This is a genomic window from Yoonia sp. SWMV100 (assembly GCF_056108365.1).
This window is the reverse complement of record NZ_JBWBAQ010000003.1, coordinates 82,412-108,365: the sequence shown is the minus strand read 5'-3', so window position 1 is coordinate 108,365 and position 25,954 is coordinate 82,412. Positions and strand designations below refer to the sequence as shown.

At 58.3% G+C, this 25,954-nt stretch carries 27 protein-coding genes and 1 pseudogene; 15 read left to right on the top strand and 13 right to left on the bottom strand.

From position 1 onward, the window contains the following. Positions 1-122: 122 nt before the first annotated feature. Positions 123-923 (bottom strand): protein-disulfide reductase DsbD domain-containing protein, encoded by an 801-nt coding sequence (locus tag ACXJGX_RS05315; RefSeq protein ID WP_474779390.1) that lies wholly within the window; start codon positions 921-923, stop codon positions 123-125. Between the two features lie 105 nt (positions 924-1,028). Between ACXJGX_RS05315 and ACXJGX_RS05310 the strand changes: the two genes are divergently transcribed. Then, positions 1,029-1,595, top strand: a complete 567-nt coding sequence (locus ACXJGX_RS05310) for a YqgE/AlgH family protein (protein ID WP_474779388.1) — start codon at positions 1,029-1,031, stop codon at positions 1,593-1,595. On the opposite strand, the gene ACXJGX_RS05305 is transcribed toward ACXJGX_RS05310, so the two are convergent. Continuing rightward, positions 1,596-2,150, bottom strand: coding sequence for a TlpA disulfide reductase family protein (locus ACXJGX_RS05305; protein WP_474779386.1), 555 nt, complete (start codon positions 2,148-2,150; stop codon positions 1,596-1,598). 13 nt (positions 2,151-2,163) lie between these two features. Between ACXJGX_RS05305 and argH the strand changes: the two genes are divergently transcribed. The 5 genes from argH to ACXJGX_RS05280 all read left to right on the top strand — a co-directional run bounded on the left by argH (position 2,164) and on the right by ACXJGX_RS05280 (position 8,014). Beyond that, complete coding sequence (argH, locus tag ACXJGX_RS05300; RefSeq protein WP_474779384.1) at positions 2,164-3,552, top strand: argininosuccinate lyase; 1,389 nt, start codon at positions 2,164-2,166, stop codon at positions 3,550-3,552. Continuing rightward, positions 3,549-3,722 carry a hypothetical protein gene (locus ACXJGX_RS05295; RefSeq protein ID WP_474779382.1) on the top strand — a complete coding sequence of 58 codons (174 nt, stop codon included), beginning with the start codon at positions 3,549-3,551 and terminating at the stop codon, positions 3,720-3,722. Before argH ends, ACXJGX_RS05295 begins: the two co-directional genes overlap by 4 nt. After that, positions 3,722-4,060: a DUF2834 domain-containing protein gene (locus ACXJGX_RS05290; RefSeq protein WP_474779380.1), complete on the top strand. Its 339-nt coding sequence runs from the start codon at positions 3,722-3,724 to the stop codon at positions 4,058-4,060. Before ACXJGX_RS05295 ends, ACXJGX_RS05290 begins: the two co-directional genes overlap by 1 nt. 71 nt (positions 4,061-4,131) lie before the next feature. Then, positions 4,132-5,412 (top strand): diaminopimelate decarboxylase, encoded by a 1,281-nt coding sequence (gene lysA, locus ACXJGX_RS05285; RefSeq protein WP_474779378.1) that lies wholly within the window; start codon positions 4,132-4,134, stop codon positions 5,410-5,412. 73 nt (positions 5,413-5,485) lie between these two features. Beyond that, positions 5,486-8,014: a TIGR02302 family protein gene (locus ACXJGX_RS05280; RefSeq protein WP_474780745.1), complete on the top strand. Its 2,529-nt coding sequence runs from the start codon at positions 5,486-5,488 to the stop codon at positions 8,012-8,014. A gap of 1 nt (position 8,015) precedes the next feature. Here ACXJGX_RS05280 and ACXJGX_RS05275 read toward each other — a convergent pair whose 3' ends face one another. Next, positions 8,016-8,804 (bottom strand): zinc-ribbon domain-containing protein, encoded by a 789-nt coding sequence (locus ACXJGX_RS05275; protein WP_474779376.1) that lies wholly within the window; start codon positions 8,802-8,804, stop codon positions 8,016-8,018. A 165-nt stretch (positions 8,805-8,969) separates the two neighbouring features. Between ACXJGX_RS05275 and ACXJGX_RS05270 the strand changes: the two genes are divergently transcribed. From ACXJGX_RS05270 to ACXJGX_RS05255, 4 genes and pseudogenes are all read left to right on the top strand, one after another. Then, complete coding sequence (locus ACXJGX_RS05270) at positions 8,970-9,644, top strand: cell division ATP-binding protein FtsE (protein ID WP_474779374.1); 675 nt, start codon at positions 8,970-8,972, stop codon at positions 9,642-9,644. Next, positions 9,641-10,525 carry a cell division protein FtsX gene (locus ACXJGX_RS05265; RefSeq protein WP_474779372.1) on the top strand — a complete coding sequence of 295 codons (885 nt, stop codon included), beginning with the start codon at positions 9,641-9,643 and terminating at the stop codon, positions 10,523-10,525. The genes ACXJGX_RS05270 and ACXJGX_RS05265 overlap by 4 nt, the downstream gene beginning before the upstream one ends. Further along, positions 10,522-11,250, top strand: coding sequence for a lysophospholipid acyltransferase family protein (locus tag ACXJGX_RS05260; RefSeq protein WP_474779370.1), 729 nt, complete (start codon positions 10,522-10,524; stop codon positions 11,248-11,250). Before ACXJGX_RS05265 ends, ACXJGX_RS05260 begins: the two co-directional genes overlap by 4 nt. Further along, positions 11,243-11,850 (top strand): annotated as a pseudogene (locus ACXJGX_RS05255) (pyridoxamine 5'-phosphate oxidase family protein). The gene ACXJGX_RS05260 and the pseudogene ACXJGX_RS05255 overlap by 8 nt, the downstream one beginning before the upstream one ends. Here the strand turns inward: ACXJGX_RS05255 and ACXJGX_RS05250 are convergent. Continuing rightward, positions 11,831-12,532 (bottom strand): M50 family metallopeptidase, encoded by a 702-nt coding sequence (locus ACXJGX_RS05250; protein WP_474779368.1) that lies wholly within the window; start codon positions 12,530-12,532, stop codon positions 11,831-11,833. The pseudogene ACXJGX_RS05255 and the gene ACXJGX_RS05250 overlap by 20 nt on opposite strands. 5 nt (positions 12,533-12,537) lie before the next feature. Further along, on the bottom strand, positions 12,538-13,500 hold the full coding sequence (locus ACXJGX_RS05245) for an acetyl-CoA carboxylase carboxyltransferase subunit alpha (protein WP_474779366.1): 963 nt from the start codon (positions 13,498-13,500) through the stop codon (positions 12,538-12,540). A gap of 152 nt (positions 13,501-13,652) precedes the next feature. Here ACXJGX_RS05245 and ACXJGX_RS05240 point away from each other — a divergent pair, with 152 nt between their 5' ends. Beyond that, on the top strand, positions 13,653-14,090 hold the full coding sequence (locus ACXJGX_RS05240; RefSeq protein WP_474779364.1) for a hypothetical protein: 438 nt from the start codon (positions 13,653-13,655) through the stop codon (positions 14,088-14,090). On the opposite strand, the gene ACXJGX_RS05235 is transcribed toward ACXJGX_RS05240, so the two are convergent. The 5 genes from ACXJGX_RS05235 to smpB all read right to left on the bottom strand — a co-directional run bounded on the left by ACXJGX_RS05235 (position 14,091) and on the right by smpB (position 18,287). Continuing rightward, on the bottom strand, positions 14,091-15,050 hold the full coding sequence (locus tag ACXJGX_RS05235) for an L-malyl-CoA/beta-methylmalyl-CoA lyase (RefSeq protein WP_474779362.1): 960 nt from the start codon (positions 15,048-15,050) through the stop codon (positions 14,091-14,093). A 139-nt stretch (positions 15,051-15,189) separates the two neighbouring features. Then, on the bottom strand, positions 15,190-16,374 hold the full coding sequence (locus ACXJGX_RS05230) for an amino acid aminotransferase (protein WP_474779360.1): 1,185 nt from the start codon (positions 16,372-16,374) through the stop codon (positions 15,190-15,192). Beyond that, complete coding sequence (gene sseA / locus ACXJGX_RS05225; protein WP_474779358.1) at positions 16,374-17,240, bottom strand: 3-mercaptopyruvate sulfurtransferase; 867 nt, start codon at positions 17,238-17,240, stop codon at positions 16,374-16,376. Before sseA ends, ACXJGX_RS05230 begins: the two co-directional genes overlap by 1 nt. A 169-nt stretch (positions 17,241-17,409) precedes the next feature. Beyond that, positions 17,410-17,691, bottom strand: a complete 282-nt coding sequence (locus ACXJGX_RS05220) for a hypothetical protein (protein ID WP_474779356.1) — start codon at positions 17,689-17,691, stop codon at positions 17,410-17,412. A gap of 122 nt (positions 17,692-17,813) precedes the next feature. After that, a complete protein-coding gene (gene smpB, locus ACXJGX_RS05215) occupies positions 17,814-18,287 on the bottom strand; it encodes an SsrA-binding protein SmpB (protein WP_474780743.1) in 474 nt (157 codons plus the stop codon). A gap of 67 nt (positions 18,288-18,354) precedes the next feature. Here smpB and ACXJGX_RS05210 point away from each other — a divergent pair, with 67 nt between their 5' ends. The 3 genes from ACXJGX_RS05210 to ACXJGX_RS05200 are packed head-to-tail and all read left to right on the top strand — an operon-like array spanning position 18,355 to position 21,245. Beyond that, positions 18,355-18,798, top strand: coding sequence for an ion channel (locus ACXJGX_RS05210; RefSeq protein ID WP_474779354.1), 444 nt, complete (start codon positions 18,355-18,357; stop codon positions 18,796-18,798). After that, positions 18,795-20,000 carry a winged helix-turn-helix domain-containing protein gene (locus ACXJGX_RS05205; protein ID WP_474779352.1) on the top strand — a complete coding sequence of 402 codons (1,206 nt, stop codon included), beginning with the start codon at positions 18,795-18,797 and terminating at the stop codon, positions 19,998-20,000. The genes ACXJGX_RS05210 and ACXJGX_RS05205 overlap by 4 nt, the downstream gene beginning before the upstream one ends. 51 nt (positions 20,001-20,051) lie before the next feature. Then, on the top strand, positions 20,052-21,245 hold the full coding sequence (locus ACXJGX_RS05200; protein WP_474779350.1) for a hypothetical protein: 1,194 nt from the start codon (positions 20,052-20,054) through the stop codon (positions 21,243-21,245). Between the two features lie 90 nt (positions 21,246-21,335). Here ACXJGX_RS05200 and dapA read toward each other — a convergent pair whose 3' ends face one another. Then, positions 21,336-22,208 (bottom strand): 4-hydroxy-tetrahydrodipicolinate synthase, encoded by an 873-nt coding sequence (gene dapA, locus ACXJGX_RS05195; RefSeq protein ID WP_474779349.1) that lies wholly within the window; start codon positions 22,206-22,208, stop codon positions 21,336-21,338. A 169-nt stretch (positions 22,209-22,377) separates the two neighbouring features. Between dapA and ACXJGX_RS05190 the strand changes: the two genes are divergently transcribed. Beyond that, a complete protein-coding gene (locus ACXJGX_RS05190) occupies positions 22,378-24,366 on the top strand; it encodes a lytic transglycosylase domain-containing protein (RefSeq protein WP_474779347.1) in 1,989 nt (662 codons plus the stop codon). On the opposite strand, the gene ACXJGX_RS05185 is transcribed toward ACXJGX_RS05190, so the two are convergent. Together ACXJGX_RS05185 and mnmC2 are read right to left on the bottom strand one after the other, a co-directional pair. Then, the gene (locus ACXJGX_RS05185; RefSeq protein WP_474779345.1) at positions 24,363-25,238 is read right to left on the bottom strand and encodes a DMT family transporter; all 876 of its coding nucleotides are present in this window, start codon (positions 25,236-25,238) and stop codon (positions 24,363-24,365) included. The genes ACXJGX_RS05190 and ACXJGX_RS05185 overlap by 4 nt on opposite strands. Then, complete coding sequence (gene mnmC2, locus ACXJGX_RS05180; protein WP_474779343.1) at positions 25,228-25,911, bottom strand: tRNA (5-methylaminomethyl-2-thiouridine)(34)-methyltransferase MnmC2; 684 nt, start codon at positions 25,909-25,911, stop codon at positions 25,228-25,230. Before mnmC2 ends, ACXJGX_RS05185 begins: the two co-directional genes overlap by 11 nt. Positions 25,912-25,954: the final 43 nt, after the last annotated feature.

Sequence of the window (25,954 nt, the reverse complement as noted above, 5' to 3'; positions counted from 1 at the left end):
TGTCATTGTCCTGTCGCGCAGCGCGATCCGACACAGTCAAGGCAAGCCTGAAAAGAACGGCGATTTTAAACCAAAACACAACAAGACGAAATGGCGGATACCAGACATGCCGCGCCGCGGAATTAACCCGCTGTGCAGCCGCGCAGATCGACGGCATGATTTCCGCTTAGAACGGTGATCCGCACCTTGGACCGGTCGAGCGCAAACGCGGCGCCGCTGACGTGGACCATGTCGGCGGTGGCGCGCAACTGGCTGCCATTGCGCGTTGTTTGTGCCTCGGATACCCAAATTTGCGCATCGCCTGATTCGATCACGACCACCTCTGACTGACCGCTCTGCGCGATATCAAAGGCGGCGGTCAGGCGCAGACCATCGCGGATCGGTTCGATTGCGCAAGTGACTTTGCCGACGCCCGCGTCCGCTTGGGTCAGGGGCTGGTTGATCAGGGCGGCGGTGATCGCGCTGTTCATGTCACCACCGGGTGGCAGGAGCCTGTCAAATGTTAACGTGACCGGAACACATATCTCTTCGCAGACGCCGATCTCGAGCTGGCCCATAATGCGCATCGGTTGATCGGGGGCATCGCTCAGGATCGTGATCGGAAACACCACGCTGTCATGATAGCCGATTGTGCGCATGCCGTTGGTTTCAAAAACTTCGGGCACAGGCCAATGCGGCGAAACCCCGGTGATGTTTTCTGACCCTGCAAATGAAAATGCGGGCGGAATGCCTGCGTCACCCGGCGCGCGCCAATAGGTTTTCCACCCGGGCGCAAGCGAAATGCGCAGGCCCGCCATATGATCGCCATCGGATGTGCGCCATCCGGGCAGGACTTCGATTTGCGCAACCGGTCCTGACGGCGTGGCGACTGCGGGACTTGAAAACGCCATCAAGGCAAGTGTGATCAGGATCAGATTATACATCCCACTTTCATTATGCATCTTTAACGTAATGGGAAGTCACGTTCGGGCGATCGTTTGTAATCTTGGCACTTGCACAACACCGCCGGGCAGCACATTTTACAAAGTATGAAAGAAAATGTGTCCCTCGTTGGTAAAATGCTGATTGCCATGCCCGGCATGGATGATCCGCGGTTTGCGCATGCGGTGATTTATATGTGCGCACATTCCACCGATGGTGGGATGGGGCTTATCATCAACAAACCACAGCCGGATGTGCAGTTCTCGGACCTGCTTGATCAGTTGGGTGTTAAAAAAGCCGAAGGCGTGCGGGACATCCGTGTGCATTTTGGTGGACCCGTGGATCGTGCGCGCGGCTTTGTGCTGCACACAGGCGACTATGCCGCACACGCCGGGACGTTGCAGGTCGACGATACCCTGTCGATGAGCGCGACAATGGACGTCATCGAAGATATCGCCCAAGGTGTCGGTCCCGAAAATTCAATGTTGGCGTTGGGTTACACGGGCTGGGGCCCCGGCCAGCTTGAGGCAGAGATCGCCCATAACGGGTGGCTGACCTGTGACCCCAATCGTGACATTATCTTTGGCCGCGCGAACGAACATAAGTGGACAGCGGCACTGCGGCAGATGGGGATTGACCCGGTCCGACTGTCGTCATCGGCGGGGCGGGCCTGATTAGGGCGTGATTAATGCCTGCATGATCGCAACTGCGCTGTCGCTCGACCAATCTGCGTCACCTTGCATCCGCGCAATTTCATGACCGGCGGGGTCCAGAATGACTGTCACGGGCAGCCCTAAAACCCCCATGCTTCGTGCCAGTGCCTGCTGGGGGTCGGTGTGTTTTGGCAGGTTATCCACGCCGATCTCTTCAAAGAATCGGTCCATGGCGGGGGCCGGGTTCCGCCCGGTTGCAACGGTCACGACCTGAAAATCCGGGCCACCAAGCTGCGTTTGCAATGCAGACAGGTGCGGCATTTCACTGCGGCAGGGCGCACACCACGTCGCCCAAAAGTTCAGCACAACATATTGGCCCTCAAAATCGGCCAGCGTCATCATACGACCGTCCTCACCGACAAAGGCCACGTCAGTTGTTTGCATCGGGGCGTCATGGAACACCAGCTTACGCATGTCACCGTCGCGCAAGTCCGCAATTGCGGCGGTGTCGGCGCTGGCAGTGTTTGCAACAACAGCTAGGGCCGTATAAAGCAGGGCTGATAGTAACTTCCGCATAGGCTTTTTCCTCATGACCAAGACCGCAAACACGATGTGGGGCGGGCGTTTTGCCGCCGGACCAGACGCGATTATGGAGGCGATTAACGCTTCAATCGGGTATGATCGCCGGCTTGCGCCGCAAGACATCGCAGGTTCACGTGCCCATGCGGCAATGCTCGCCGCCACAGGCATCATTACCGATAACGATGCCGAAGCCATTCGTGAAGGCCTTCTCACGGTGTTGTCAGAGATTGAAACCGACGTGTTTCCATTTTCAACCGCGCTTGAAGACATCCACATGAACGTCGAGGCCCGGTTAAAAGATTTGATCGGCGAACCAGCGGGCCGGTTGCACACGGCCCGGTCCCGCAACGATCAGGTTGCGGTCGATTTTCGCCTTTGGGTCCGTGACCAATGTGACCAAGCCGACGACGCGTTAGCTGCGCTGCAAAAGGCGCTGCTGGGTCAGGCCGAAGCGGGCGCGGATTGGGTTATGCCCGGTTTTACCCATTTGCAGGTCGCGCAGCCCGTCACATGGGGCCACCATATGCTGGCCTATGTGGAAATGTTTGGCCGGGATCGCTCGCGTTTCGCTGATGCACGCAAACGCATGAATACGTCTCCTTTGGGTGCTGCGGCGCTGGCGGGAACATCGTTCCCGATTGACCGAGACATGACGGCCAAAGCGCTTGGTTTTGACCGTCCGATGTCGAATTCGCTGGATGCCGTCGCTGACCGCGATTTCGCGTTAGAGTATTTGGCAACAGCCAGTATTTGCGCCATGCATCTGTCACGTCTGGCCGAAGAATTGGTCATTTGGTCATCCGCCCAGTTCCGGTTTGTGAAAATGTCCGACAAATGGTCCACCGGATCGTCGATCATGCCACAAAAACGCAACCCCGACGCGGCAGAACTGATCCGCGCCAAGATTGGCCGGATTTTTGGCGCCAATGTTGCCCTGATGACGGTGATGAAGGGCTTGCCGCTGACCTATTCCAAGGACATGCAAGAAGACAAGGAGCAGACGTTTGATGCGGCCGATAGCCTGATGCTGGCTTTGGCGGCCATGGCGGGGATGGTCACCGATATGACCGCAAACCGCGCCAGCCTGAAATCGGCGGCTTCCAGCGGATTTTCGACTGCCACCGATCTGGCGGATTGGCTGGTGCGCGAGCTTGGGCTACCGTTCCGGGATGCGCACCATGTGACCGGGTCGCTTGTCGCGATGGCCGAAGGCAAAGAATGTGATTTGCCGGATCTGACGCTTGGCGACATGCAATCTGTTCATGCCGAAATCCGCGCTGACGTGTTTGATGTGCTTGGTGTTGAAAATTCCGTCGCCTCGCGGATGAGCTATGGCGGCACAGCCCCGGCGCAGGTCCGCGCGCAGGTCGCGCATTGGAAAGAGGTGTTAAAATGAAACGGATTGCGTTGATTTTGACAGTGGCCGGCCTGACAGGCTGTGGTGCGGATGGTGCGCCCCTGCGCCCCTACGCAAATGTCGGGCTGAACGTCGGAACCGGTGGCGTCAGCACCAGCACCAACCTTGGGGCCAGCAATGGCGCGGTCAGCTTGGGGGCCAGTTTCTGATGCGGCAACTTTATCTTGGATTGGCGATATGGGGTGCTGTGCACCCAATGTATTTCTTCATCACGTGGTTTGATGCCGAAGGTTTTGATCTGCCAAAAATGATCGACGCTTGGCACGCAAACGCGGCCAGTTCCGGACTGGTTTGGGATCTGACAATCGCGGCGATCGCGCTGACCGTCTGGATTTTATCCGAAGCCGTAAAAGCAAAAAACTGGCTTAGTATGATCGCAATTCCCGCCACATTTTGCATCGGCGTCAGCTGCGGGCTGCCGCTCTATCTCTATTTGCGGAACCGAGTGATTTATACGCCCGATCGTCGTGGCGTGCGCGGTCTGTAACGACAATCAAGGGTTGGTCTTTTCCGGTGATCTGCTATGTCCGAACATGATTTTGGACAAGGACGACTGGGTTGGACCACTTTCTGTATCGTGACGGCGCGCTGTACGCCGAAGATGTGCCCGTAGCTGACATTGCAGCGGCGGTAGGCACCCCATTTTATGTCTACTCGACAGCCACGCTCAAACGTCACTTTACGTTGTTTGATGACGCGCTGGCCTGGGGCGATCACCTTGTGTGTTTTGCGATGAAATCGCTTTCCAATCAGGCAGTGCTTCGGGTGCTGGCCGATCTGGGTGCGGGCATGGACGTCGTGTCTGTCGGGGAATATTTGCGCGCAAAGGCCGCAGGCGTGCCCGGCGACCGCATCGTGTTTTCCGGCGTTGGTAAAACCGCTGACGAAATGCGGGTCGCGCTTACGGGCGGTATCCGTCAATTCAACGTCGAAAGCGAACCTGAAATGGTGGTGCTGGACCGCGTCGCGCAGTCGCTGGGGGTCGTCGCGCCAATTACGGTGCGGGTGAACCCCGATGTTGACGCAAAAACCCACGCGAAAATCGCCACCGGTAAATCCGAAAACAAATTCGGCATTCCGATTTCGCGCGCCCGCGAAGTTTATGCGATGGCTGCCAATATGCCGGGCCTGAAGGTGATCGGGATTGACGTGCATATCGGGTCGCAACTGACCGAACTTGCCCCATTCGAGGCGGCCTATAACAAGGTTGCCGAACTGACCGAACAGCTCCGCGCAGACGGTCATGACATCACGCGTCTGGATTTGGGCGGCGGGCTTGGCATTCCTTATACCCGCACCAACGAAGCCCCGCCGCTGCCCACCGATTATGGCGCGCTGATTCAACGCACCGTCGGGCATTTGGGCTGTGAAATTGAAATTGAGCCGGGCCGCTTGATTTCCGGCAACGCCGGCATCTTGGTGTCCAAAGTGATCTATGTGAAATCCGGCGAAGACCGCGACTTCCTGATCATCGATGGCGCCATGAACGACCTGATACGCCCCGCGATGTACGATGCTTGGCATGATATCGTGCCGGTCGTTGAATCCACACCGGGGGCTGAACCCGCGAAATACGACATCGTCGGCCCGATCTGCGAAAGCGGGGATACCTTTGCCAAGGCGCGTGAAATGCCTGCGGTTGGTCCCGATGATCTGATCGCGTTCCGGTCGGCCGGGGCTTACGGGGCTGTGATGGCCTCTGAATATAACTCGCGGCCTCTGATTCCCGAGGTTCTGGTTCACGGGGATCAATTTGCAGTTATTCGCGGTCGTCCTACCTATGAAGACATGATTGCCCGCGATAAGCTGCCAGAATGGCTCGCATCGTCGCACCAATAGGAGAGGCCCGCTGAAGAACCCACCAGACCAATTGCGCCATCTGCGGCGGCCTGTGGCGCTGACCCTTACGGGCATGATCGCTGAACAGGCCGTGCGTGCGTTTTGGCCGCTGTGGACGGTTCTTTTGTTGATCTTGGCCCCGTTGATGATGGGCTGGCATGAAAACCTTCCCCTCGAGGCGGCTTGGGCGGGGGTTATTGTCGCGGCAGTTGCTGTTTTTGCGACCCTGTTTTGGGGGCTGCGCTGGTTCCGCATCCCGTCGCGTGCGGATGCGGTCGCCCGCGTCGATGCGTCAATACCCGGGCGCCCCATTGCGGCAATTGCTGACAGTCAGGCGATTGGTGCAAGTGACCCTGCCTCTGCTGCGGTGTGGCAGGCCCATATGGCGCGCATGGCCGAACGGACCAAAACCGCGCAAGCTGTGGCACCAAACTTGCGTATTTCGGACCGCGACCCCTTTGGGCTGCGGTTTATCGCGCTTCTCTTTTTTGTCATGGCCTTGCTCTTCGGGTCGTTGTTGCGGATTACAACCGCGACCGACGCGATCACAGGGGACGAGCCAACATTGGCGACAGGCGCCGTTTGGGAAGGCTGGATCGAACCACCCACCTACACTGGAAAACCGGCGATTTACCTGAACGACGTGCCGGCAGGTCAATTGACTGTTCCCGTTGGCAGCCGCGTGACCCTGCGCCTCTACGGCGAAGTGGGCGCGCTGACCGTCGATGAAACGATCTCGGGGCGGATCGACAACATTGGCGCCGCATCTGATGCGCAACAGCAGTTCGACGTCACACAAGATGGCGCGCTGTCGATTGTGGGTGAAAATGGCATGGGTTGGACGATCTCTGCAATTCCCGACACCCCGCCCGAGGTCGATCTGACAGGACCAATCGAGGCGGACGCCATGGGCGAACTTTCTCAGCCGTTTGAGGGGGTTGATGATTATGGGATCGAATCCGGCACAGCGACCATCACGCTTGATCTCGCGGCAGTGACCCGACAACATGGTTTGCAGATCGACCCCGATCCCATCGATCCGCTGGTGCTGGACCTGCCGATGCCTTTTTCGGGCGACCGGACCGATTTCGAAGATTTCCTGATTGAAAATCTGAGCGAACATCCTTTGGCAAACCTGCCTGTCACCCTGCAATTGCAGGTCACAGACGCCGCAGGCCAAATTGGCACAACCCCGGCTGAACCGCTGATTCTGCCCGGACGCCGTTTCTTTCAACCCTTCGCCAAGGCAGTGATCGAACAGCGCCGCGATCTGCTGTGGTCCAAGGCAAACGTGCGCCGCGTGGATCAGGTGTTACGGGCGGTCTCAAACCACCCCGAGGGTTTGTTTTCGAACGAAAGCAATTATTTGCGTTTGCGCACGATCATCCGTCAGCTGGACCGGATGGCCGAATTTGGCATGAACGACGACGGTCAAGCCGAGATCAGCCAAGCGCTGTGGGATCTTGCGATTCAGTTGGAAGACGGGCGCTTGGCGGACGCGCGCGCACGACTTGAACGCGCGCAGGAACGGTTGGCCGAGGCGATGCGCAACGGCGCCTCTGACGAAGAAATCGCCGAACTGATGCAGGAACTGCGCGAGGCGACAAACGATTACATGCGGATGCTGGCCGAGGAAGCAGAGCCAAGCGATGGCACCGATCAGGCTGACAACAGTGAGAATACCACCGAAATGTCGATGAGCGAAATTCAGGCGCTGATGGACCGCATCCAAGAGCTGATGGAAGAAGGCCGGATGGCTGAAGCGCAAGAATTGATGGACCAGCTGAACCAGATGATGGAAAACATGCGCGTCACACAAGGCGAAGGCGGCGATGGTCCGCAAACGCCCGGCCAGCAATCGATGCAGGACTTGGCGGAAACGCTGCGGGACCAGCAGGATTTGTCCGACGACGCGTTCCGTGAACTGCAAGATCAGTTTAACCCCGACCAACAGCAGCCCGGGCAACAGCCGGGTCAGCCACAGCCCGGACAGGGGCAGCAACCCGGTCAGGAACCTGGGTCCGACGGCGCGCCAAACGGCCAAGACGGGCGGCAGCCCGGCGGCACGATGGATGACGATATCGACGGCGAAGGTCCGGGTGGCAGTTTATCGGAACGTCAGCAAGCGCTGCGCGACGAATTACAGCGCCTGCGGAACGGTCTCCCGAGCCTTGAAGGCGAGGCAGGTGATATTGCGCGGCAGTCGCTTGAACGGGCCGAAGGCGCGATGGACGGCGCGGAACAGGCGCTGCGCGAAGGTGATCTGGCCGAAGCGATTGATCGTCAAGCCGAAGCCATGGATGCGCTGCGCAACGGGATGCGCGAATTGGGGCAGGCGCTGGCCGAAAACGACACCGCTGAACCCGGCCAAGGCACCGAGCAGGGCGAAGCGAATGCGCGTCCGGTTCCGGGATCGCGTGACCCACTGGGGCGCGAAATGGGAAATATGGGGCGTCTGGGGACAGATCAGGAATTGCTGAACGGCGAAGACATTCAGCGCCGCGCCGAAGAACTGCTGGATGAAATCCGGCGGCGGTCGTCGCAGCAAGAACGCCCAGAAGTCGAACGCGATTATCTGCGCCGGCTTCTGGATCAGTTTTAAATCATTCTGTCGGGGTGACTGGTGCGGCGGGCGGTACTGTTTCGACCCGTGGTGCATCGCCCGCAGGCGCGTCTGGTGCGGTGAATCCCTGCATGATGTCGCGGGCCTTTTGGAACTGCGCGTTCAGCCACAAGCGGGCTTCGTTGACCGTTTCAACATAGGTCGCGACTGCTGATTCCGTTTGCGGAAACTGGGCCACAATTCTGTCTGCGAAAATGTAAGGTAGGACCAATATCGCCATCACCAGCAGCACGACGGAAAACCCCCGCCGAAACCCGCGTCTTTGGACGGCTTCTTGCTGTTCGGTCTGTGTCAAATATTGTTCGTTGTCAGTTTGCGCGCGCGCGCGCAGCTTTTCATTGATTTCGTCGATGCTGGGAACCGTGCGCAGCGTGTGTTCTGCGACTGCACCTGTCGCGGCAGCGGCGACCGTGGCGCGCGACGATGCATTTTCCGTGCTGGCCATCATTGAAATCCGGCGGCGCGTTTCACTTTCGTCAGGCATTATCGGTTTTTGCGCTGGCGCGGCCTGTCCTGCGCTGACCGCGTTTTCACGTGCGGCCTCTTGGCGCAGGATATTTGCGATCGACGAATCCAACGGTTTGCGCTCTGAAGCGGCAGGTTGGGATTTGTGCATCGCAATGCCGGATTTTTGCGCGGGTTTTTCAACTTTTTCAGTTTGGAACCAGGTATGAGAGCAGCTTGAACACTGCACGTCGCGCCCACCTTCAGGAATAGCGTCGCTGGCAATATCGTATTGCGCATTACAGTTTGGGCAAACTAGCCGCATGTTCATATCCTTAGGCCCCACACAAAAATGTTAAAACAAATTAATCGCCTGCAATCTAACAAGCATAACGGCAAACGCAAAGGTTTTGCGTTGGCCATCGCGTCACTGTCATTGTATCCGCGCGCTGATTTATGCAAAACCTGTCCGTGACGCAAAGGAAAACCCGTGATCGAATTTGATAACGTGTCATATGACTATGGTGGTAGTCCACTTTTTTCACAGCTATCTCTTACACTTGCACCCGGTTCGTTCCATTTTCTAACGGGACCATCGGGCGCGGGCAAGACCACATTGCTGCGGCTCTGCTACGGTGACTTGCAGGCCAAGACCGGCAAAGTGCGCCTGTTTGGGCAGGATGCAGGGACGCTGGACCGTGATGGTGTGGCGATGTCTCGCCGACGGATCGGAGTTGTGCATCAGGAATGCCAGTTTCTGGATCACCTCAGCGTGGCTGAAAATATTGCCTTGCCGCTGACGGTCGCCGGCCGTTCCGCCGAGGCAGATGGAAATTTGCAAGAACTACTATCTTGGGTCGGGTTGGGTCCGCAGGCAGGGCGATTGCCGCCGCAACTCTCTGGCGGGGAAAGACAGCGCGCGGCCCTTGCACGTGCGGTCATCATGTCGCCTGACGTCATTATTGCAGATGAACCAACAGGCAACGTCGATTGGGAAATGTCGCAACGCCTGCTGGCGCTGTTGGTGGAATTGAACAGGATGGGAAAAACCGTGCTGATTGCAACGCATGACCTGACGATGATCCGGTCACTGAAATCGGATGTGGATGCACGGGTATTGCGGTTAAAGGACGGGCAGATCACAGCGGCGGGGGCGGCGCTATGAAGGGGCTTTTGGATCTGATCGTGGGTGATCCGCAGGCGGACCGCGTGGTGCCACCCACCGGGATCACGGCGCGTTTGACAGTATTTGTAGCGGGCGTCATGGCGTTTTTGGCGCTGATCGCCTTGGCGATCTCGCTCACCACCGGACGTGTTGCCGACCGCTGGGCGGACGAGCTGGCACAGGCCGCCACATTACGCTTGCCTGCCGATCCAGATCAGGCCAGCGGGATCCTGATCAAGGCGCTAGAGGTGCTTGAAACCACCCCCGGTGTTGCAAGCGCACGCGCCTTGTCATCAGAAGAACAACAAGCTCTGCTCGCGCCATGGTTCGGCACTGATCTGCCGCTTGATACGCTGTCGATCCCGCAATTGATCGAAGTGATCGCGGCCGAAGACCCCTATGATCCTGCGGGGCTTCAGGCCCGTCTGACGGCAGAAATTCCGGGGGCAGTGCTGGATGATCATGGCAGTTGGCGCGCGCCGTTGCTGGCCGCGGCCAGTCGCGTGCGGCTGATTGGCGGGGCTGTGATCCTACTGATCGCGGCCAGCGTTGCCGCGATGATCACGCTGGCCGCTCATGCGTCCCTGTCCGCGAATGCGCAGGTGATCCGGGTTCTGCGCCAAATCGGTGCGCGTGACGTCTATATCGCCCGCGCTTTCGTGCGGCGCTATACGCTGCGCACGGGGCTTGGCGCGATTGTTGGCGTTGTGTCGGCGTTGATTGTGTTGCAACTTCTGCCGGACGATGGTGGCTTTATCGCCGAGGTCGGATTTGCGGGCGCGGGTTGGATTTGGCCGGTCATTGTTCCGCTGCTGGCCGCCGTTGTGGCGTTTTTCGCGACCCGCGCTGCGGCGTTTGCAAGGCTAAGGGAACAGACATGAAGTATGCGATCCAATGGGTGCGATCCCTGATCTTTAATCTCCAGATGTATGTCGCCATGTTGGTCGTCGGGGTGCTTTATCTGCCTGCGGCCATCCTGTCGCGCGACGGAGCGCTGGCCGCCTGTCACGCCTATTGCGCCTACATTCAATGGTCCGCACGGTGGATGATCGGGCTTAAGGTCGAAATCCGCGGCACCCCCCCCACCGACGAGGTGATGGTAGCCGCCAAACACCAGTCGTTTCTGGATGTGCTGTCGGTGTTCCATTCGATCCCCCGTGGTAAATTCATCATGAAGGCAATCTTGAAATATGCGCCGATTATCGGCTGGTTCGGTTTGCGGATCGGGTGCATTCCCGTCAATCGCGGCAAACGCGGCATGGCGATCAAACGGATGCTGGCAGACGTTAACGCCGGGCGCGCCCTGCCGGGACAGTTGATCATCTATCCCCAAGGCACGCGGATCGCACCGGGTGTCAAAGCCAAATACAAAATTGGCACGGGCGCGCTTTATCGTGAACTGAATCAGCCTGTTGTGCCTGTGGCGACCAACGTCGGGGTATTTTGGCCAAAACGTGGCGTTTACCGCAAACCCGGCACTGCCGTGTTCGAGTTTTTACCGCGCATCGCGCCGGGTCTTGAAATCTCGGAATTTATGCAAACACTCGAAGCACAGATCGAAGACGCATGTGATCGCCTCAACGCAGAGGCGGGGTTTCATGGCTAACCACACCATCACCGATGTTGCCGCACTCGAGGCGCTTTACGGGACCCCCGGCGAAGCATCCATCATCAAGGTCGCTGATCATTTGACCCCGCTTTATCAGCAATGGGTCATGGCGTCACGGTTCTGCGTGGTGTCGACGGTGGGTGCTGACGGAACGGATGGAAGCCCGCGCGGCGATGACGGTCCGGTGGTGCAGGCATTGGATGCCCGCACCCTGCTGCTGCCCGATTGGCGCGGCAATAACCGGATGGACACCTTGCGCAATATTGTCACTGATGGACGCGTCAGCCTGATGTTCTTTGTGCCCGGGTCGAACAACGTGATCCGCGTCAACGGGCGCGGTATTGTGTCGTTAGACCCTGCGCTGATCAGGCGTTTTGACCAAAACGGCAAACACCCCCGCAGCGTTGCCGTCATCACCATCGCCGAAGTGTACAGTCAGTGTGCGCGTGCTTTGATGCGGGCCGGGCTTTGGGGGGCGGACGACGAAAGCGCAGGGTGCCGACTGTGGGTGAAATGCTAGCCGAACAAAAGGCAGGTTTCGACGGGGCTGAGTATGACGCGAGCTGGGGCTCGCGCGCTAAAGAGACGATGTGGTAGGCGACGCAGGGCGTAGCACAACGTTGCTGTTGCGCCCCAGCCCATAGCGCAGGCACAGACCAATCACGCCAAGGCTGATCACCAGCCAAATCAGTCCCCACAAAATGGTCGCGCCGCCTATTTCTTCGGCCAGCATCCGGGCGTCAGACCGCAGGTGAGACCGTAAAATTGTGTCACTGACAATGTCATACGGCACGTAAAACATACTGCTTAGGCCGATCACCCGCAGGGCCAAATCGTTGACTGTATGCCCGAAATAACGTGCGGTTATCAGCATGGCGCCCCCAGTCCCAATCGCAAACGACAGTGCAAAAGCGGACCGGATATACAGCAGGGATACCACCAACATGATCACGCCAAAGCCCGCCATGATCACCCGGTCGGCATTGGTGCGCAGGGCCGTGACCAGCAACGCCACCCCGATCACCAGCGACCCCAGATAGCCCGCTGTGAGAGTGATGAATCGGCTGCCGCCTTGGCTGATGACCATCCCGCCTTGGGCCGGGCTAATCGTCAGGTCGATCACCTTACCACCTGTCAAAACCGTGGCGATCGCATGGGACATTTCGTGCAAAAACACGATCAGAATTTTCAGCGGTGTGACCACAGGCGTTGGCCACAGGGCAAAGACAATGGCGGTCAGGCCGACCAACTGCCAATGCCCCCTAAAGAACGCCAGCATGGCCCCTAGGCCGCGAGGCCCTTGGACCCGAGCTTTAGGTATTTGCTACGACGGTCAGCGCGCAGTTTGGCGGGTGTTTTACCGTCCATTTCAGCCAGCAATGTTTGCAGCTTGGCCCCCACAGCCTTGATTGCAGCATCCGCATTGCGGTGCGCGCCACCTTTGGGTTCGGGGATGATCACATCACAGACGCCCAGTTCGTTCAAATCTTTGGCGGTCAGGCGTAATGCTTCGGCTGCTTCACGCATCTTTGCGCCGTCTTTCCACAGGATCGACGCACAGCCTTCGGGGCTGATGACGGAATAGATCGAATGCTCTAACATCACAACACGGTTGGCGGTGGCAAATGCGACCGCGCCACCGGATCCCCCTTCGCCAATCACGACGCTGATCAACGGCACACCCAGTTCAAGGCATTTCTCGGTCGAGCGGGCGATCGCTTCGGATTGGCCACGTTCTTCGGCGCCTTTACCGGGGTAAGCACCGGGAGTGTCGACCAACGTGATCACGGGAATCCCGAACCGGTCGGCAAGGGTCATCAGACGGATCGCTTTGCGGTAGCCTTCTGGACGGGCCATGCCGAAATTGCGTTCAATGCGGGATTTGGTGTCGTTGCCCTTTTCATGGCCGATCACCATGACAGGTTTACCGTTCAATCGCGCGATTCCGCCCATGATCGCGTGGTCATCGGCGAAATTCCGATCACCGGCCAGCGGCGTGTATTCGGTAAAAAGAGCCTCGATATAATCTTTGCAATGGGGGCGCTCCGGGTGGCGCGCGACCATGCATTTGCGCCAAGGCGACAGGTCAGCGTACAGGGACACCAATAGGTCGGCGGCCTTTTTATCAAGGGCTTTCGCCTCTTTTTCAATATCCATCTCGGGGTTATCACGGGCCATTGCGCGCAGCTCTTCGGCTTTGCCTTCAATCTCGGCCAGGGGTTTTTCGAAATCAAGATATTGGGTCATGAGCGATGCGCACCTTGTAACTAGCTAGGTGATATATGGCGTAACGTCACCGCGATGGCAACGGGACGCGCAAATTGTTGGCGCTGGCTGGTGCCACATTGTATGAGGTCGCGAGCAATTTGCTCTTGCTTTACCAACAAGGAACTCTCGCGATGCGAAAGATTAGTATGATGAGCGCCATTTTTGTATTTGCCGCTGGCGCTGCCGTTGCCCAAGACGTCAATTATGGCGACGATTCCAGCCAGTGGGCCAACAACAACGAGTGCGACGACCGCCGCTTTATCGGGGCAACCATGACCGCGATTCTGAATAACGAAGACGTGGGCCGCGATGCCACCGATTGTCAGGCGGGCGTTGAAAGCGGCGCGTTGCGCGTGTGGTCATTGGCGGCATCCCTGAAGGCGACCGCCTGCGAAGCCATCGACTTTGGCGATGACTCTGGTGAATTCGCCAACGACGACGAATGCGACGATGCGCGTTTTGAAGGCATCGGTATGGCGTCAAGTGTCGGACAAGAGCACACCGGCAGCGATGCGTCCGATTGCAGCCGCTTCTGCGACGCGGGTATCGTCAGCTTGCGGGACTATTAATCAGGCCCCGGCAATCATCTCGGATTGACGCACAATCACTTCGGCTTGCTTGATCGACGCAATATCGACCAAGCGGCCTTTGTAGACGGTGGCCCCTTCGCCACGGGCTTTGGCGTCTTCCATTGCCGCCAAAATTTCGCGTGCTTCTGCTACAGCGGCGTCAGACGGTGTGAACACCTCGTTGGCGAGTGCGATTTGTTTCGGGTGGATTGCCCATTTGCCTACCATCCCCAATGTGGCCGACCGACGCGCCTGCGCACGGTAGCCTTCATCATCCGAAAAATCACCAAACGGGCCATCAACGGGCAGCACACCGTGCGTGCGGCATGCAGCGACAATCGCGGTTTGCGCCCAGTGCCACGGGTCAGAATAATGCCGGGTGTCGCCGTGCAGCATGTAGTAATTGTCCTGCGTGCCGCCGATCCCGGTGGTTTGCATCCCCATCGATGCCGCAAAATCCGCAGCCCCCAGCGACATCGCTGCCATCCGCGGGGAACTTGCTGCGATTTCTTCGACATGGGCGATGCCTGCCGCAGATTCGATAATCACCTCAAAGCTGATCGGCTTGGTCCGGCCCTTGGCGCGCTCAATCGCCGTCACCAGCGCGTCAACTGCATAAACATCGGCGGCGCAGCCGACCTTTGGGATCATGATTTGATCCAGCCGATCGCCTGCCTGTTCCAACAAATCCACCACGTCCCGATACCAATAGGGCGTATCCAGACCGTTGATACGCACTGACAGGTATTTGGTGTTCCAGTCGACCGTATTGATCGCCGCGATGACATTTGCGCGCGCCGTGTCTTTGTCCGACGGTGAAACGCTGTCTTCCAGATCAAGGTTGATCACGTCTGCCGCGCTTGCCGCCATTTTCGCAAACAATTTGGTGTTGGACCCGGGGCCAAACAATTGGCAGCGGTTTGGACGGGCAGGCGGCGTTGGTTGCAGGCGAAAGGACATGCGGTTTTCCTAGCGTATCAAAGTTCCAAAACGGTTGTTCATTTTGGTATAATGTTGCGCTGCAAATCGCAAGTCAAAAAGAGTGCGCCCGCAGCAAGTTATGCTGCGGGCGCAAAAAAACGTTCCCGTATGTGGCGGATTAAATGCCTGCGTCGATGATGGCTTTGGCCAAAATCGGGACTGTCTGCGCATTCAGCCCGGCGATGTTCATCCGGCTGTCCCCGACCATATAGATCCCATGCTCTGCACGCAGCTTTTCGACCTTTTCTGGCGTGGTGCCAAGGCGACTGAACATGCCCCGGTGATCCGCCAAAAAGTTGAACCTGTCGCTGTTCGTCAGCCGCTTCAGCTCGTCCGCCAACTGTTGACGCAGGGCCAGCATCCCGTTGCGGGTTTCTTCCAATTCGGCTTCCCAATCTGCACGCAGGTCAGGGTCGTTCAGAATTGTCGTGACAATCCGTGCGCCATGATCGGGTGGAAAGGAATAGTTCTGGCGGTTCAAGAACGCCAGTGTCTGCTGCGCCAGCTTTTGCTGGTCCGCGTCTTTGGCAATGGCCATCAGCAGGCCAGTGCGTTCGCGGTAGATCCCAAAGTTCTTGGAACAGCTTGCGGCGATCAACACATTTTCAAAGCTGCTGGCGATTTGACGGGTGATCAACGCATCCGCGTCCAACCCATCGCCAAAGCCCTGATAGGCGATATCGACCAACGGCACCGCGCCTTTTTCCTGCATCTTGGCGATGACCTGCGCCATTTGCGCATATGTCAGGTTTGCGCCGGTCGGGTTGTGGCAGCACCCGTGCAGCAGAACCACATCACCAGCGGAAAGCCCGTCCAGATCGGCAAGCAATCCGTCAAAATCCACACCGCGGGTGTCCTCGTCGAAATAGCGGTATTCCGCCATCTTCATCCCAAGGTATTTGATGATCGACGGGTGGTTGGGCCATGTCGGATTGGACAGCCAGACGGTGGCGTTAGGGGATGCCATTTTGATCAGCTCAAGCGCCTGACGAATGGCACCTGTACCGCCGGGCGTGGCAACAGCGGCCACACGTGCGGCAGGGACGCTGTCAGCCAGCACCAGTTCGCGCATCGCCGCGCCAAAGGCAGGATCACCCGCAAGGCCGGTGTAGGATTTGCTGGTTTGCTCTGCCAAAATCCGGCGCTCTGCCTCTTTCACGGCACGCATGACGGGGGTGTTGCCGCTGGCATCTTTGTAAACACCGACGCCCAGATCAACCTTATCTGTGCGCGGGTCTTCTTTGAACTGCGCCATCAAGGCGAGGATTTTATCGGCAGGCAGGGACGTGAGGGTTTCCAGCATTATGCGGCTCCGGTAGCGATGGGAAGGTCGGCGTACATGCCCCATTCGGACCATGAGCCATCGTATAGCGAATGGTCGGTTTTGCCGATCCGTTCAAAGGCGAGAGACAGGATCGCGGCTGTCACCCCCGACCCGCAAGTGGTGATTACGGGCTTTTGTAAATCAACGCCCGCATCGATAAATATCGTGCGCAGTGCGTTGGGGGCTTTCATGGTGCCGTCCGTGTTCAGCAGGTCCTGATAGAACACATTACGCGCACCGGGGATGTGGCCGGCACGCAGACCTTCGCGTGGTTCAGGCACTTCGCCTTTGAAACGCGCAGGCGACCGGGCATCAACAATGGTGTGATCGCGCAACTTGGCGGCACGGGCGACTTCGGTGACATCTTTGACCAATGCATTACGGGGTTTGACCGTCATGTGGCGGTCGCGGATGGTGGGCATGGTTTTGGTGGTCTTGTGACCGTCTGCCAACCATTTCGGTAACCCGCCGTCCAACACCGCAATATTGGTTTGGCCCATCAGTCGAAACAGCCACCACACGCGCGCGGCAGAAAACAGCCCGGTGCCATCATAGACCACCACTTGATGGCCATCACCGACGCCCATCGCACGCATGCGGGACATAAATTTTTCCACTGGGGGCGCCATATGTGGCAGTTCAGAGCGCAAATCGCTAATTTCGTCGATGTCAAAGAAACGTGCGCCCGGAATGTGGCCTTTGGTATATTCCGCCAGCGCGTCGCGCCCGCTGTCGGGCATATACCAAGAGGCATCAAATATTCTTAGGTCCGGATCTTTGATGTGCGCAGCAAGCCAGTCGGTGCTGACAAGCGTTTTGGGATCATCGGATGCAGTCGTCGTCATCGCGGTCACCTTTGTTTGAAATCGCCGCAGGGGTAGCCTGCGCAGCCGATCATGACAAGTGGGTGCCGCGAATGCAAAGACCATCTGGGCGCATTTTGATGCGAAATCAAACGCCCGGCCGAAAGAGTGTTGCTGCGCCCCGGCGTGCGGGACGCACCAACACGCAAGCTTAGCTTGCCATCTTGTTTTTGATCATGCCGGCAATGGCAGTCAGGATTGCACCGCCGCCAGCGCCGCCAGCGATCTGTGTGACCATACCCATGATGTCGGTGCCACCAGCGGCCATCGCAGCACCGCTGCCCAGCATCGCAATCAACTGGCCGCCACCTGCGCCACCAATAAGGCCAGCGATGGTGTTGCCCAATGTACCCAGCGACAAGTCCTTCATCGCAGCACCAGCGGCGTTACCACCAACAGCACCAGAGATAAGCTGAATGATAAGTTGTTCCATTTTTCGTCCCTTCCTACAGATCTTAATTTTTGCCCGCGCCGGCGTGATCTAAAGCCGCGCGTGAAGGAAACGTTAACGATGATTGGTGTTGTGGCAAGAACTACCTTGCGGTGTAGGCCGAATTATTCGCCGTGTTTCAATAACCGTTGCTTTTGGCGACCCCAATCACGCTTGGCATCTGACGCGCGTTTGTCGTGATTTTTCTTACCTTTGGCGACGCCGATTTTCAGCTTCACCAAACCACGGTCGTTAAAATACATGACCAGCGGAACAAGCGTCATTCCCTCGCGCTTTGTCGCGCTCCAGAGGCGGGACAGCTCTTTGCGGCTGACCAGCAACTTGCGCTTGCGACGGGGTTCGTGCCCGAACATGGCGCGTTCATAAGGGGCGATATAGGCGTTGGTCAGCCACAATTCGCCTTCATCAACAGACGCATAGCTGTCCGCGATGTTGGATTGGCCCGTGCGCAGCGACTTCACCTCGGACCCGTTCAGCATGATCCCGACCTCAAGGTCGGATTCAATCGCATAGTCGTAGCGGGCACGCCGGTTTTCAGCGATGACTTTATAGTTTTTGTTTTCTTGTTTCTTTGCCATGGTCGCGATGAGATAGGGCAGAACGACCGTCGGGACAAGAGACCGCAGCAGGACAAGGAAACGATACATGCTTATTCAGCTTGCACTTGGCACTGGCCTTTTGCTTTTGTCGATCCTGATCGCCGGCCTTAGCTTTTGGGCGATGGAGGAAATCATCATGCGTTTGCATCCATGGCTCGCCCGGGAACCGCACCGACCAAAGCTGATGCTGGTTCTGTGCCTGTCCGCGATCTGGATACTTGCACAAATGACGCTGGGGGTCTGGCTTTGGGCGTTGACGTTGCTTGGCCTTGGGGTGTTCACCGACCTTGAACCAGCCGTCTATTTCTCGCTTGTCGCTTTCACTACGCTTGGGTTCGGGGACATTTTGCTGCCGATGGAGTGGCGATTGCTAGGGGGCATGGCTGCCGCGAACGGATTGCTGAATATCGGGCTGGTCACCGCGCTGCTGGTCGAGGCATTGCGCCAAGTCCGCTTGCAGCAATTGGCCAATCGCAGGCGCGCCCAATGACCACCCCAATCCTGACCAACCGCGCCGCCCGCCACATCTTTCTGGACCGGCACGGGTTGGCGACACGGCCTTCGGGGCCGGGTAAAGGCGCTGATTTGGCGGGATTGATCAGCGACCTTGGGTTTGTGCAGCTTGACAGTGTGAATACCTTTGCCCGCGCCCATGACCTGATCTTGTGGTCGCGCAGGCAGCAGTACCGCCCCGATGCGCTGCAAAACCTGCTGCACCGCGACCGTGCCGTGTTTGAACACTGGACCCATGACGCTGCCGTTATCCCGATGGCGCAGTTCCCACATTGGCACTTGCGGTTCGCACGTGATGCCGCACGGCTTGAGGGCCGTTGGAAAGACAGTCGCCGTGACGACTTTATGTCGAAAATCGATGACGTGCTGCGCCACATTTCTGACAACGGGCCCTGCACATCTGGCGATGTTGGTACCGACGAAAGCCGCGGATCGGGCGGCTGGTGGGACTGGCACCCATCGAAAACCGCGCTTGAATATCTGTGGCGGTCGGGCCAATTATCTGTGATGCGCCGCGACGGGTTCACCAAGGTTTATGACCTGACCGACCGTGTGATCCCCGCCGACCTGCGCGCCCATCGCCCCGATCCGCAACAGACAGTTGACTGGTGCTGTCGCAATGCGCTCGACCGGTTGGGGTTCGCGACCAGCGGCGAACTCGCCGCGTTTTGGGCAACAGTGACCCCCGCAGAGGCACGGATATGGTGCGCAGATGCGCTTGCCCAAGGGCGGATCATCGCGGTGGACGTCACGAGCGTTGATGGAACCCTGCGCCGGTCCTTTGCTTGGCCTGATGTGATGGACACAATCATCACGCCCAGCCCACGCCTGCGCATTCTGTCACCGTTCGACCCGGCCCTGCGCGACCGCAAACGGGCAGAACGGCTGTTCGGCTTTCACTACCGGATCGAGATCTTTGTGCCCGCACCGCAGCGGCAGTATGGATACTACGTTTTTCCGGTGATGGAAGGCGACCAAATGATCGGCCGCATGGATATGAAACGGGACGGAACCACGCTCAATGTTATTGCGTTCTGGCCCGAAGCGGGCGTGCGGATGGGCGCTGCACGGCTAAACGCATTGCAATCCGAGCTACAGCGCGCCGCCCGATTTGGGCGATGCGAAGACGTTGTGTACAATCGTGATTGGCTGCGCGAACAGTCACTAAATATGAATTGAACGTCGTTCAATATTGTGTTAGCCCGTGGAAATACAAACGCGGAGACATCAATGTATTACGTCGCTGAAACAGGAAAACTGGTTGCCGACGGGGTGATTAACCCCGCGCAGGCGGCCGAAATCAAACATCGTGCGCGTGGGGCAATGATTGCCCTTTGCGTGAATACGCTGCTGATCGCGGGGATCCTCGCCGCGACGCTTGGTCTGGTGTTTTACCTTGCCAGCGCGCTTAGCGTCGCACTGTGCGGCGGTTTGTTCCTTGGGGTTGGGCTGCTGATCTTACGCTTCGGCACGCCGGTCTACCGGATGTTCGGCAACGCAAGCGCGCTGATCGGGGCGGGAATGCTGATCAGCGGGTCTGGCATTGAATTGATGGACAAGCACCCGGACCTGGCAGGTGCGGTGATGTTTGCAATGGGGGGCATCATTGCGGGTCTGTGCGCATGGCGTTTCACCGTGGCGTTGGCGCACTTGCGCTTTTCTTATGGGGCGGTGCTGTTGATGGGCGCTGCCATGCATTTGTGCGGCGCATATGTGTTTGCGGATGATTACAGTCAGACCTATGCGCACTGGGTCTCGCCGGTTGTTAACTTCTACGCATTTGCAATTGTCGCGGCCTGCGGGATGCTTTTGGATGTCCGACTGGTGACGGCACTTGCCATTGCTCCGTTCGCGCAAATGCTGGACGCTGGCACCGGATATTTCCATGCCGCATATGTGTTTTATTCGCCTGAATCCGCGCTCACTATTCTGCAAATGTCGGTCCTGATTGGCGTGTCCTTGTGGGCGGCGAACCGGTGGACGGGCCGGATCGCACGCAATGCCGGTATCTTGGCGGTGATGGCGTTTATCGTCGCGAGCCTCGCATTCCTTGTGGGCAGCCTGTGGGGCGATGTCGTTGGTGAAACGCTTTGGGGGCCAGGGCGCTATGTCTACAATGATGACTATGACAAATGGCAGCGCGCGCATGAAGCGTTTGTCGCAAACGCATTTGTCATTAGCGAACATGTCTTTAGCATCGTTTGGGCGGTGATCCTGATTGGATTGATCGTGTGGGCCGCCATGACGAATCGCCGTGGGCTGTTTAATGCGGGCATGACCTTTGCAGGGATCCATGCCTACACCCAGATGTTCGAAAGCTTTTACGACCAACCATTGGCATATGTGATCGCTGGCTTGGCGGCAATTCCGTTGGCCTTCGGTCTGTGGCGACTGAACCACATCTGGTTCGAATCCGCTGAATAACAACGTGAAACCGGGGGTGGGTTCGAACCCACCCCATGCGGTGGCCCCGTACACGAACACGCCGCGCGCGGGCCATCGATCCCCAAAGGTTTAGTTCAGCAGACCTGCATGCACCATCGCCGCCCGCATTTTTGCTTTGGTGGCGTCGGTCAGTGGCGTCAGCGGCGACCGTACGTCTTCGCTGCATAGTCCCAGCAACGACATGCCATATTTCGCACCCGCCACACCCGGCTCTGTAAAGATCGCCTCGTGCAGTGGCATCAGGCGGTCCAGTTGTGTCAGCGCCGTGGCGTAGTCGCCTGCCAACGTACTGGCCTGAAATTCCGCGCAAAGTTTCGGCGCGACGTTCGCCGTCACCGAAATACAGCCAACCCCGCCGTGAGCGTTAAAGCCAAGCGCGGTTGCGTCTTCGCCAGACAGTTGCACAAAGCCTGTGCCGCAGGTCATCCGCTGCTTGGGGACGCGCGACAGATCACCGGTCGCATCTTTGACGCCGATAATCATGTCCAGTTTCGCAAGTTCACCCATGGTCGCGGGGGTCATATCAACCACCGATCGGCCAGGAATGTTGTAGATCACAATCGGCAGGCCACAGTTCGCGGCAGCCGTGAAGTGGGCAATTAACCCTGCTTGGGTTGGCTTGTTGTAATAAGGTGTCACCACCAGCGCCGCTGCCGCACCCGCTGCCTTGGCAGCCTGCACCAAACGGACGGTTTCAATGGTGTTGTTGGACCCCGCACCAGCGATGACCGGAATGCGTCCTGCCGCCTCTTTAACCACGATTTCAACGACTTGGTCGTGTTCTTCGTGGGTCAGTGTCGGGCTTTCGCCAGTTGTGCCCACGGGTACCAACCCATGCGAACCTTGGGCGATGTGCCAGTTCACCAGCTTTTTCAGCGCATCAATGTCCACTGTGCCGTTGTTAAACGGCGTGACGAGTGCAGGGAGAGACCCTTTGAACATGACGCGCTTCCTTTGTGTGTATGGGCTGAATCGCCCGGGTAAAATCGCGCGGACCCTAACGGGGTTTCTGCCGATTGCCAAGTTTGTGAGTTGTTATTGCGCCGCCTCACGTTAGTTTATTTTCAAAACAGGCAGCGCGGTGACTTTTATGCAAAAAACGACCATTTTGATGGCCTTCACATGCTGGGCGGGGGCGGTCTCTGGGCAAGAGGCTGATCCTGCAGCTGTGACCGCTGTCAGCACCGCCAGCATCGATTGGGAGGCTGCGGCTGATCTGGCTGCGCAGTCGGACCCTTTGACTGCGGACGTGATCATGTGGTTGCGGTTGCGCGCGGGCGACGCCGCGTTTGCGGACTACCAAGCCTTTGTCGCGGCGAAACCTGATTGGCCGGGGGTGTCGCGCCTGCGCTCGACCGCTGAACCGCTGATCCCCAAAGGGCACCCTGCATCAGAGGTGATCGCGTGGTTTGCCAATGACGCGCCGCAAACGGGCGAGGGGGCAACCCGTCTGGCCGAGGCGCTGATGACGACCGGCCAGATTGACCAGGCCCATGCCGTGCTACGCCGTGCTTGGCTTGATTTGGGGCTGACAGACGACGGGCAGGCTGCGTTGATGGCAGGGTTCGCGGATGTGCTTGCCCCGTTCCATTGGGCGCGTACCGATGCGATGCTATGGCGATCGCGCCGCAGCGATGCCACCCGCATGTTACCTTTGTTAGACACTGATCAGCGTGCAGTTGCCGCGGCGCGCATCGGCTATATCGCGGGCACCCGCAACATGTTGCCGCTGTACACTGCCGTGCGTGCTGGCCTGCGCGAAGACCCCGGGTTCGCATATGACCGCTATAACTGGTACGCGCAGCGTGGCGACTGGACCGATGCGGTGGCCATGCTGCGGGACCGGTCCACCAGTGCTTCGGCGTTGGGGGAACCGTTTCGCTGGGCGGGCTGGCGGCGTGAACTGGCGCGTTGGGAAATGCGCGAAGGCCGCGCCGATCAGGCTTATATCATCGCATCGCGCCACTATCTGGCTGCAACAGAAGGCGAGGCGTATGCCGATCTGGAATGGCTGTCGGGCTATATCGCGCTAACCTATTTGGGTGATCCGCCACGCGCGCTGGACCATTTTCAAAAAGCCGCAGATGCGGTCGGCACCCCGATATCGCTGAGCCGGATGTATTATTGGCTGGGCCGTACCTATGCCGTGATGAATGATTCCGCGCAGGCAGCACTGGCTTATGGTGCCGCGGCAGCACATCAGACCAGCTTTTATGGGCTGCTTGCCGCTGAAAAACTCGGGCGTCCCTTGGACCCTGTTTTGGCAGGCGAAGATGTCGCGTGGCAAGGCGCGGCGGTCTTTGACCAAGACCTGACCCGCGCCGCATTTCTTCTGTTGGCCGCTGGCGAACGCGGCGCGGCCGTGACGTTTTTTGCGCAGCTCGGTCAAACTCTTGATCCAGCAGAGCTTGGGCAAATCGGCGCCTACCTGAACGAGATTGACGAACAGTATTACATGCTTTTGTTGGGCAAGACCGCCGCGACGCGTGGCATCGTGATCCCTGCGATCTACTATCCCATCCATGATCTGGCGCAGATGGATTTGCCCGTCGACGCCAGCCTTTCGTTGTCGATCGCGCGCCGCGAAAGCGAATTCAACACGACAATCGGCAGCCCTGTTGGGGCGTTGGGCCTGATGCAGGTGATGCCCGGCACCGCCGAAGAGGTCGCGACCAATTTGGGCATGCCCTATTCCAAAGCACAGTTGACGAACGACTGGCAGTATAACGCGACGTTAGGCGCGGCGTATCTTGCGGGCTTGCAAGAAACCTTTGGCCCGACCCCTGTGATGATCGCGGCAGGATATAACGCAGGCCCCGGACGACCACGAACATGGATGGAAGAACGCGGCGACCCGCGCTTGCGCGAAATGGATGTGATAGACTGGATCGAACACATCCCGTTTCGGGAAACCCGCAATTATGTGATGCGCGTCACCGAAAGCATTCCGGTCTACGAGGCGCGATTGACCAAAGCCACTGGCCCTCTTGATTTCACCGCGCTGCTGATCGGCGAAAAACCTTTGTTGCGCCCCCGCACCCGTCCCGTCGCACAAACTGTTGAAGACACTGATCCCGCGCAGTCTGTCGAAGATGGTTAGGTGTGTGCGATCGTTTTGGCCCGCGCCCGCCATAGCGTAAACAGCCCCGCGCAAATGACGATCCCTGCGCCAACCGCCACATTGGGGCGCAGCGTTTCGCCCAACAGGAATATGCCGATGGCGCTGGCAAAAACCAGTTGCAGATAGGCAAAGGGCTGCACGGTGCTGGCTTCGGCGACTTCGTAAGTTTTGATCAAAAGCCAGTGACCTGCGGCGCCCGTGACGCAAAGCGTGGACATCCAGACCCAATCACCCGCTGTCATCGGTTCCCATGACCAAGCGCCCGCAACGGTCATCACCACGGCGCCCGCAACGCCTGTCCAAAAGAACGATGTGGCTGCGGTGTCTTTGCGCGATACATGGCGTGTCAGCAGTCCGTATAGCGCAAACATCAGGGCCGCAATCAGCGGGATGACGGCAGCGGGTGCAAAGACCGCATAACCCGGTTCCAGGATGATCATTACCCCCACGAAGCCGATGCCAATCGCGGCCCAGCGGCGCCAGCCGACTTTTTCGCCCAAAACAGGGCCGGACAGGGCGGCGATCAAAAGCGGGTAACACGCAAAGACCGCGTGACTTTCAACCAGCCCAAGCGCCACAAAACCTGTGACCATGACGCAGATTTCCAGCGACAACAGCACACCACGGGTGATCTGCAAAATGGGCTGTTTGGTGGCAGCAGCAGCGCGGATCGACCCGGTTTGCCGTGTGGCGACGGTGATCACAAAGGCCGCAAAGAACCAGTAGCGGATCATGACGATCATCAGCACGTTGTAGTTGCCTGCCAAATGGCGCGAGATTCCATCTTGGATCGCAAAGATAAAAGTCGTGGCGATCATCAACATGATCCCCAGACGGGCGTTATTTTGCATTGTTTTTCCTTGCGCGGGTCATGTGACGTTTGCGGCCGTAACCGGGTATCCGGTCAACGGTGAACCCCGCAGCAGTCAGGCTTTGGCGGACATGACCGGCGGCGCTATAGGTCGCGGCGGTGCCATCCGAATGCGTGTGATGCCCGACGGCAATCATCAACGCGGGTTCCCACAATTCAGGATTTTTCGCGGGCGAGAAGCCATCCAAAAACCATGTATCCGCCATCCTTTCCCAATTGGGCACGGCTTGGCGGGCATCCCCGATGATGACTTCCAGAATGGGACCATCAGGTAGGTGCGTCGGTCCGTCACCGGGTGACCAGTGTTCCAGTAGAATTGCGCTGTAGGCCGCGATTTCGAGGAAATGTGCCAATGCTGCCCGCATATCGTCTTTGGCCATCGGATAGGCTTCGAACGACGTAAACCGCAAGGTGCCGGGTCGCCCGCATTGATCCCACAACGCCCATGTCACAAGCAGGTTCAGACCTGTTCCAAACCCCAGTTCCGCGATCTGGAAATCATCGCCAAAGCGCGCGGGCAAATCGTTGCCAGCCAAAAACACATGTCGCGTTTCATCCAGACCGTTATCCAGCGAATAATACGGATCGTCAAATTGGGTCGAGATCGGCACGCGCCCGTCGCGCCAGTCGAGTTTTGCTGTCTGGTCTGTCATGAAGCCATGCCTTAGGTGTTGCCCCATCTTTGGGCGGAAGGGC

What these genes read in the sequence shown, in the direction of transcription:
- ACXJGX_RS05315 (WP_474779390.1), bottom strand. Translation starts at nt 923, where the DNA reads ATGTATAATCTGATCCTGATCACACTTGCCTTGATGGCGTTTTCAAGT.
- ACXJGX_RS05310 (WP_474779388.1), top strand. Translation starts at nt 1,029, where the DNA reads ATGAAAGAAAATGTGTCCCTCGTTGGTAAAATGCTGATTGCCATGCCC.
- ACXJGX_RS05305 (WP_474779386.1), bottom strand. Translation starts at nt 2,150, where the DNA reads ATGCGGAAGTTACTATCAGCCCTGCTTTATACGGCCCTAGCTGTTGTT.
- argH (WP_474779384.1), top strand. Translation starts at nt 2,164, where the DNA reads ATGACCAAGACCGCAAACACGATGTGGGGCGGGCGTTTTGCCGCCGGA.
- ACXJGX_RS05295 (WP_474779382.1), top strand. Translation starts at nt 3,549, where the DNA reads ATGAAACGGATTGCGTTGATTTTGACAGTGGCCGGCCTGACAGGCTGT.
- ACXJGX_RS05290 (WP_474779380.1), top strand. Translation starts at nt 3,722, where the DNA reads ATGCGGCAACTTTATCTTGGATTGGCGATATGGGGTGCTGTGCACCCA.
- ACXJGX_RS05280 (WP_474780745.1), top strand. Translation starts at nt 5,486, where the DNA reads ATGATCGCTGAACAGGCCGTGCGTGCGTTTTGGCCGCTGTGGACGGTT.
- ACXJGX_RS05275 (WP_474779376.1), bottom strand. Translation starts at nt 8,804, where the DNA reads ATGCGGCTAGTTTGCCCAAACTGTAATGCGCAATACGATATTGCCAGC.
- ACXJGX_RS05265 (WP_474779372.1), top strand. Translation starts at nt 9,641, where the DNA reads ATGAAGGGGCTTTTGGATCTGATCGTGGGTGATCCGCAGGCGGACCGC.
- ACXJGX_RS05260 (WP_474779370.1), top strand. Translation starts at nt 10,522, where the DNA reads ATGAAGTATGCGATCCAATGGGTGCGATCCCTGATCTTTAATCTCCAG.
- ACXJGX_RS05250 (WP_474779368.1), bottom strand. Translation starts at nt 12,532, where the DNA reads ATGCTGGCGTTCTTTAGGGGGCATTGGCAGTTGGTCGGCCTGACCGCC.
- ACXJGX_RS05245 (WP_474779366.1), bottom strand. Translation starts at nt 13,500, where the DNA reads ATGACCCAATATCTTGATTTCGAAAAACCCCTGGCCGAGATTGAAGGC.
- ACXJGX_RS05240 (WP_474779364.1), top strand. Translation starts at nt 13,653, where the DNA reads ATGCGAAAGATTAGTATGATGAGCGCCATTTTTGTATTTGCCGCTGGC.
- ACXJGX_RS05235 (WP_474779362.1), bottom strand. Translation starts at nt 15,050, where the DNA reads ATGTCCTTTCGCCTGCAACCAACGCCGCCTGCCCGTCCAAACCGCTGC.
- ACXJGX_RS05230 (WP_474779360.1), bottom strand. Translation starts at nt 16,374, where the DNA reads ATGCTGGAAACCCTCACGTCCCTGCCTGCCGATAAAATCCTCGCCTTG.
- sseA (WP_474779358.1), bottom strand. Translation starts at nt 17,240, where the DNA reads ATGACGACGACTGCATCCGATGATCCCAAAACGCTTGTCAGCACCGAC.
- ACXJGX_RS05220 (WP_474779356.1), bottom strand. Translation starts at nt 17,691, where the DNA reads ATGGAACAACTTATCATTCAGCTTATCTCTGGTGCTGTTGGTGGTAAC.
- smpB (WP_474780743.1), bottom strand. Translation starts at nt 18,287, where the DNA reads ATGGCAAAGAAACAAGAAAACAAAAACTATAAAGTCATCGCTGAAAAC.
- ACXJGX_RS05210 (WP_474779354.1), top strand. Translation starts at nt 18,355, where the DNA reads ATGCTTATTCAGCTTGCACTTGGCACTGGCCTTTTGCTTTTGTCGATC.
- ACXJGX_RS05205 (WP_474779352.1), top strand. Translation starts at nt 18,795, where the DNA reads ATGACCACCCCAATCCTGACCAACCGCGCCGCCCGCCACATCTTTCTG.
- ACXJGX_RS05200 (WP_474779350.1), top strand. Translation starts at nt 20,052, where the DNA reads ATGTATTACGTCGCTGAAACAGGAAAACTGGTTGCCGACGGGGTGATT.
- dapA (WP_474779349.1), bottom strand. Translation starts at nt 22,208, where the DNA reads ATGTTCAAAGGGTCTCTCCCTGCACTCGTCACGCCGTTTAACAACGGC.
- ACXJGX_RS05190 (WP_474779347.1), top strand. Translation starts at nt 22,378, where the DNA reads ATGGCCTTCACATGCTGGGCGGGGGCGGTCTCTGGGCAAGAGGCTGAT.
- ACXJGX_RS05185 (WP_474779345.1), bottom strand. Translation starts at nt 25,238, where the DNA reads ATGCAAAATAACGCCCGTCTGGGGATCATGTTGATGATCGCCACGACT.
- mnmC2 (WP_474779343.1), bottom strand. Translation starts at nt 25,911, where the DNA reads ATGACAGACCAGACAGCAAAACTCGACTGGCGCGACGGGCGCGTGCCG.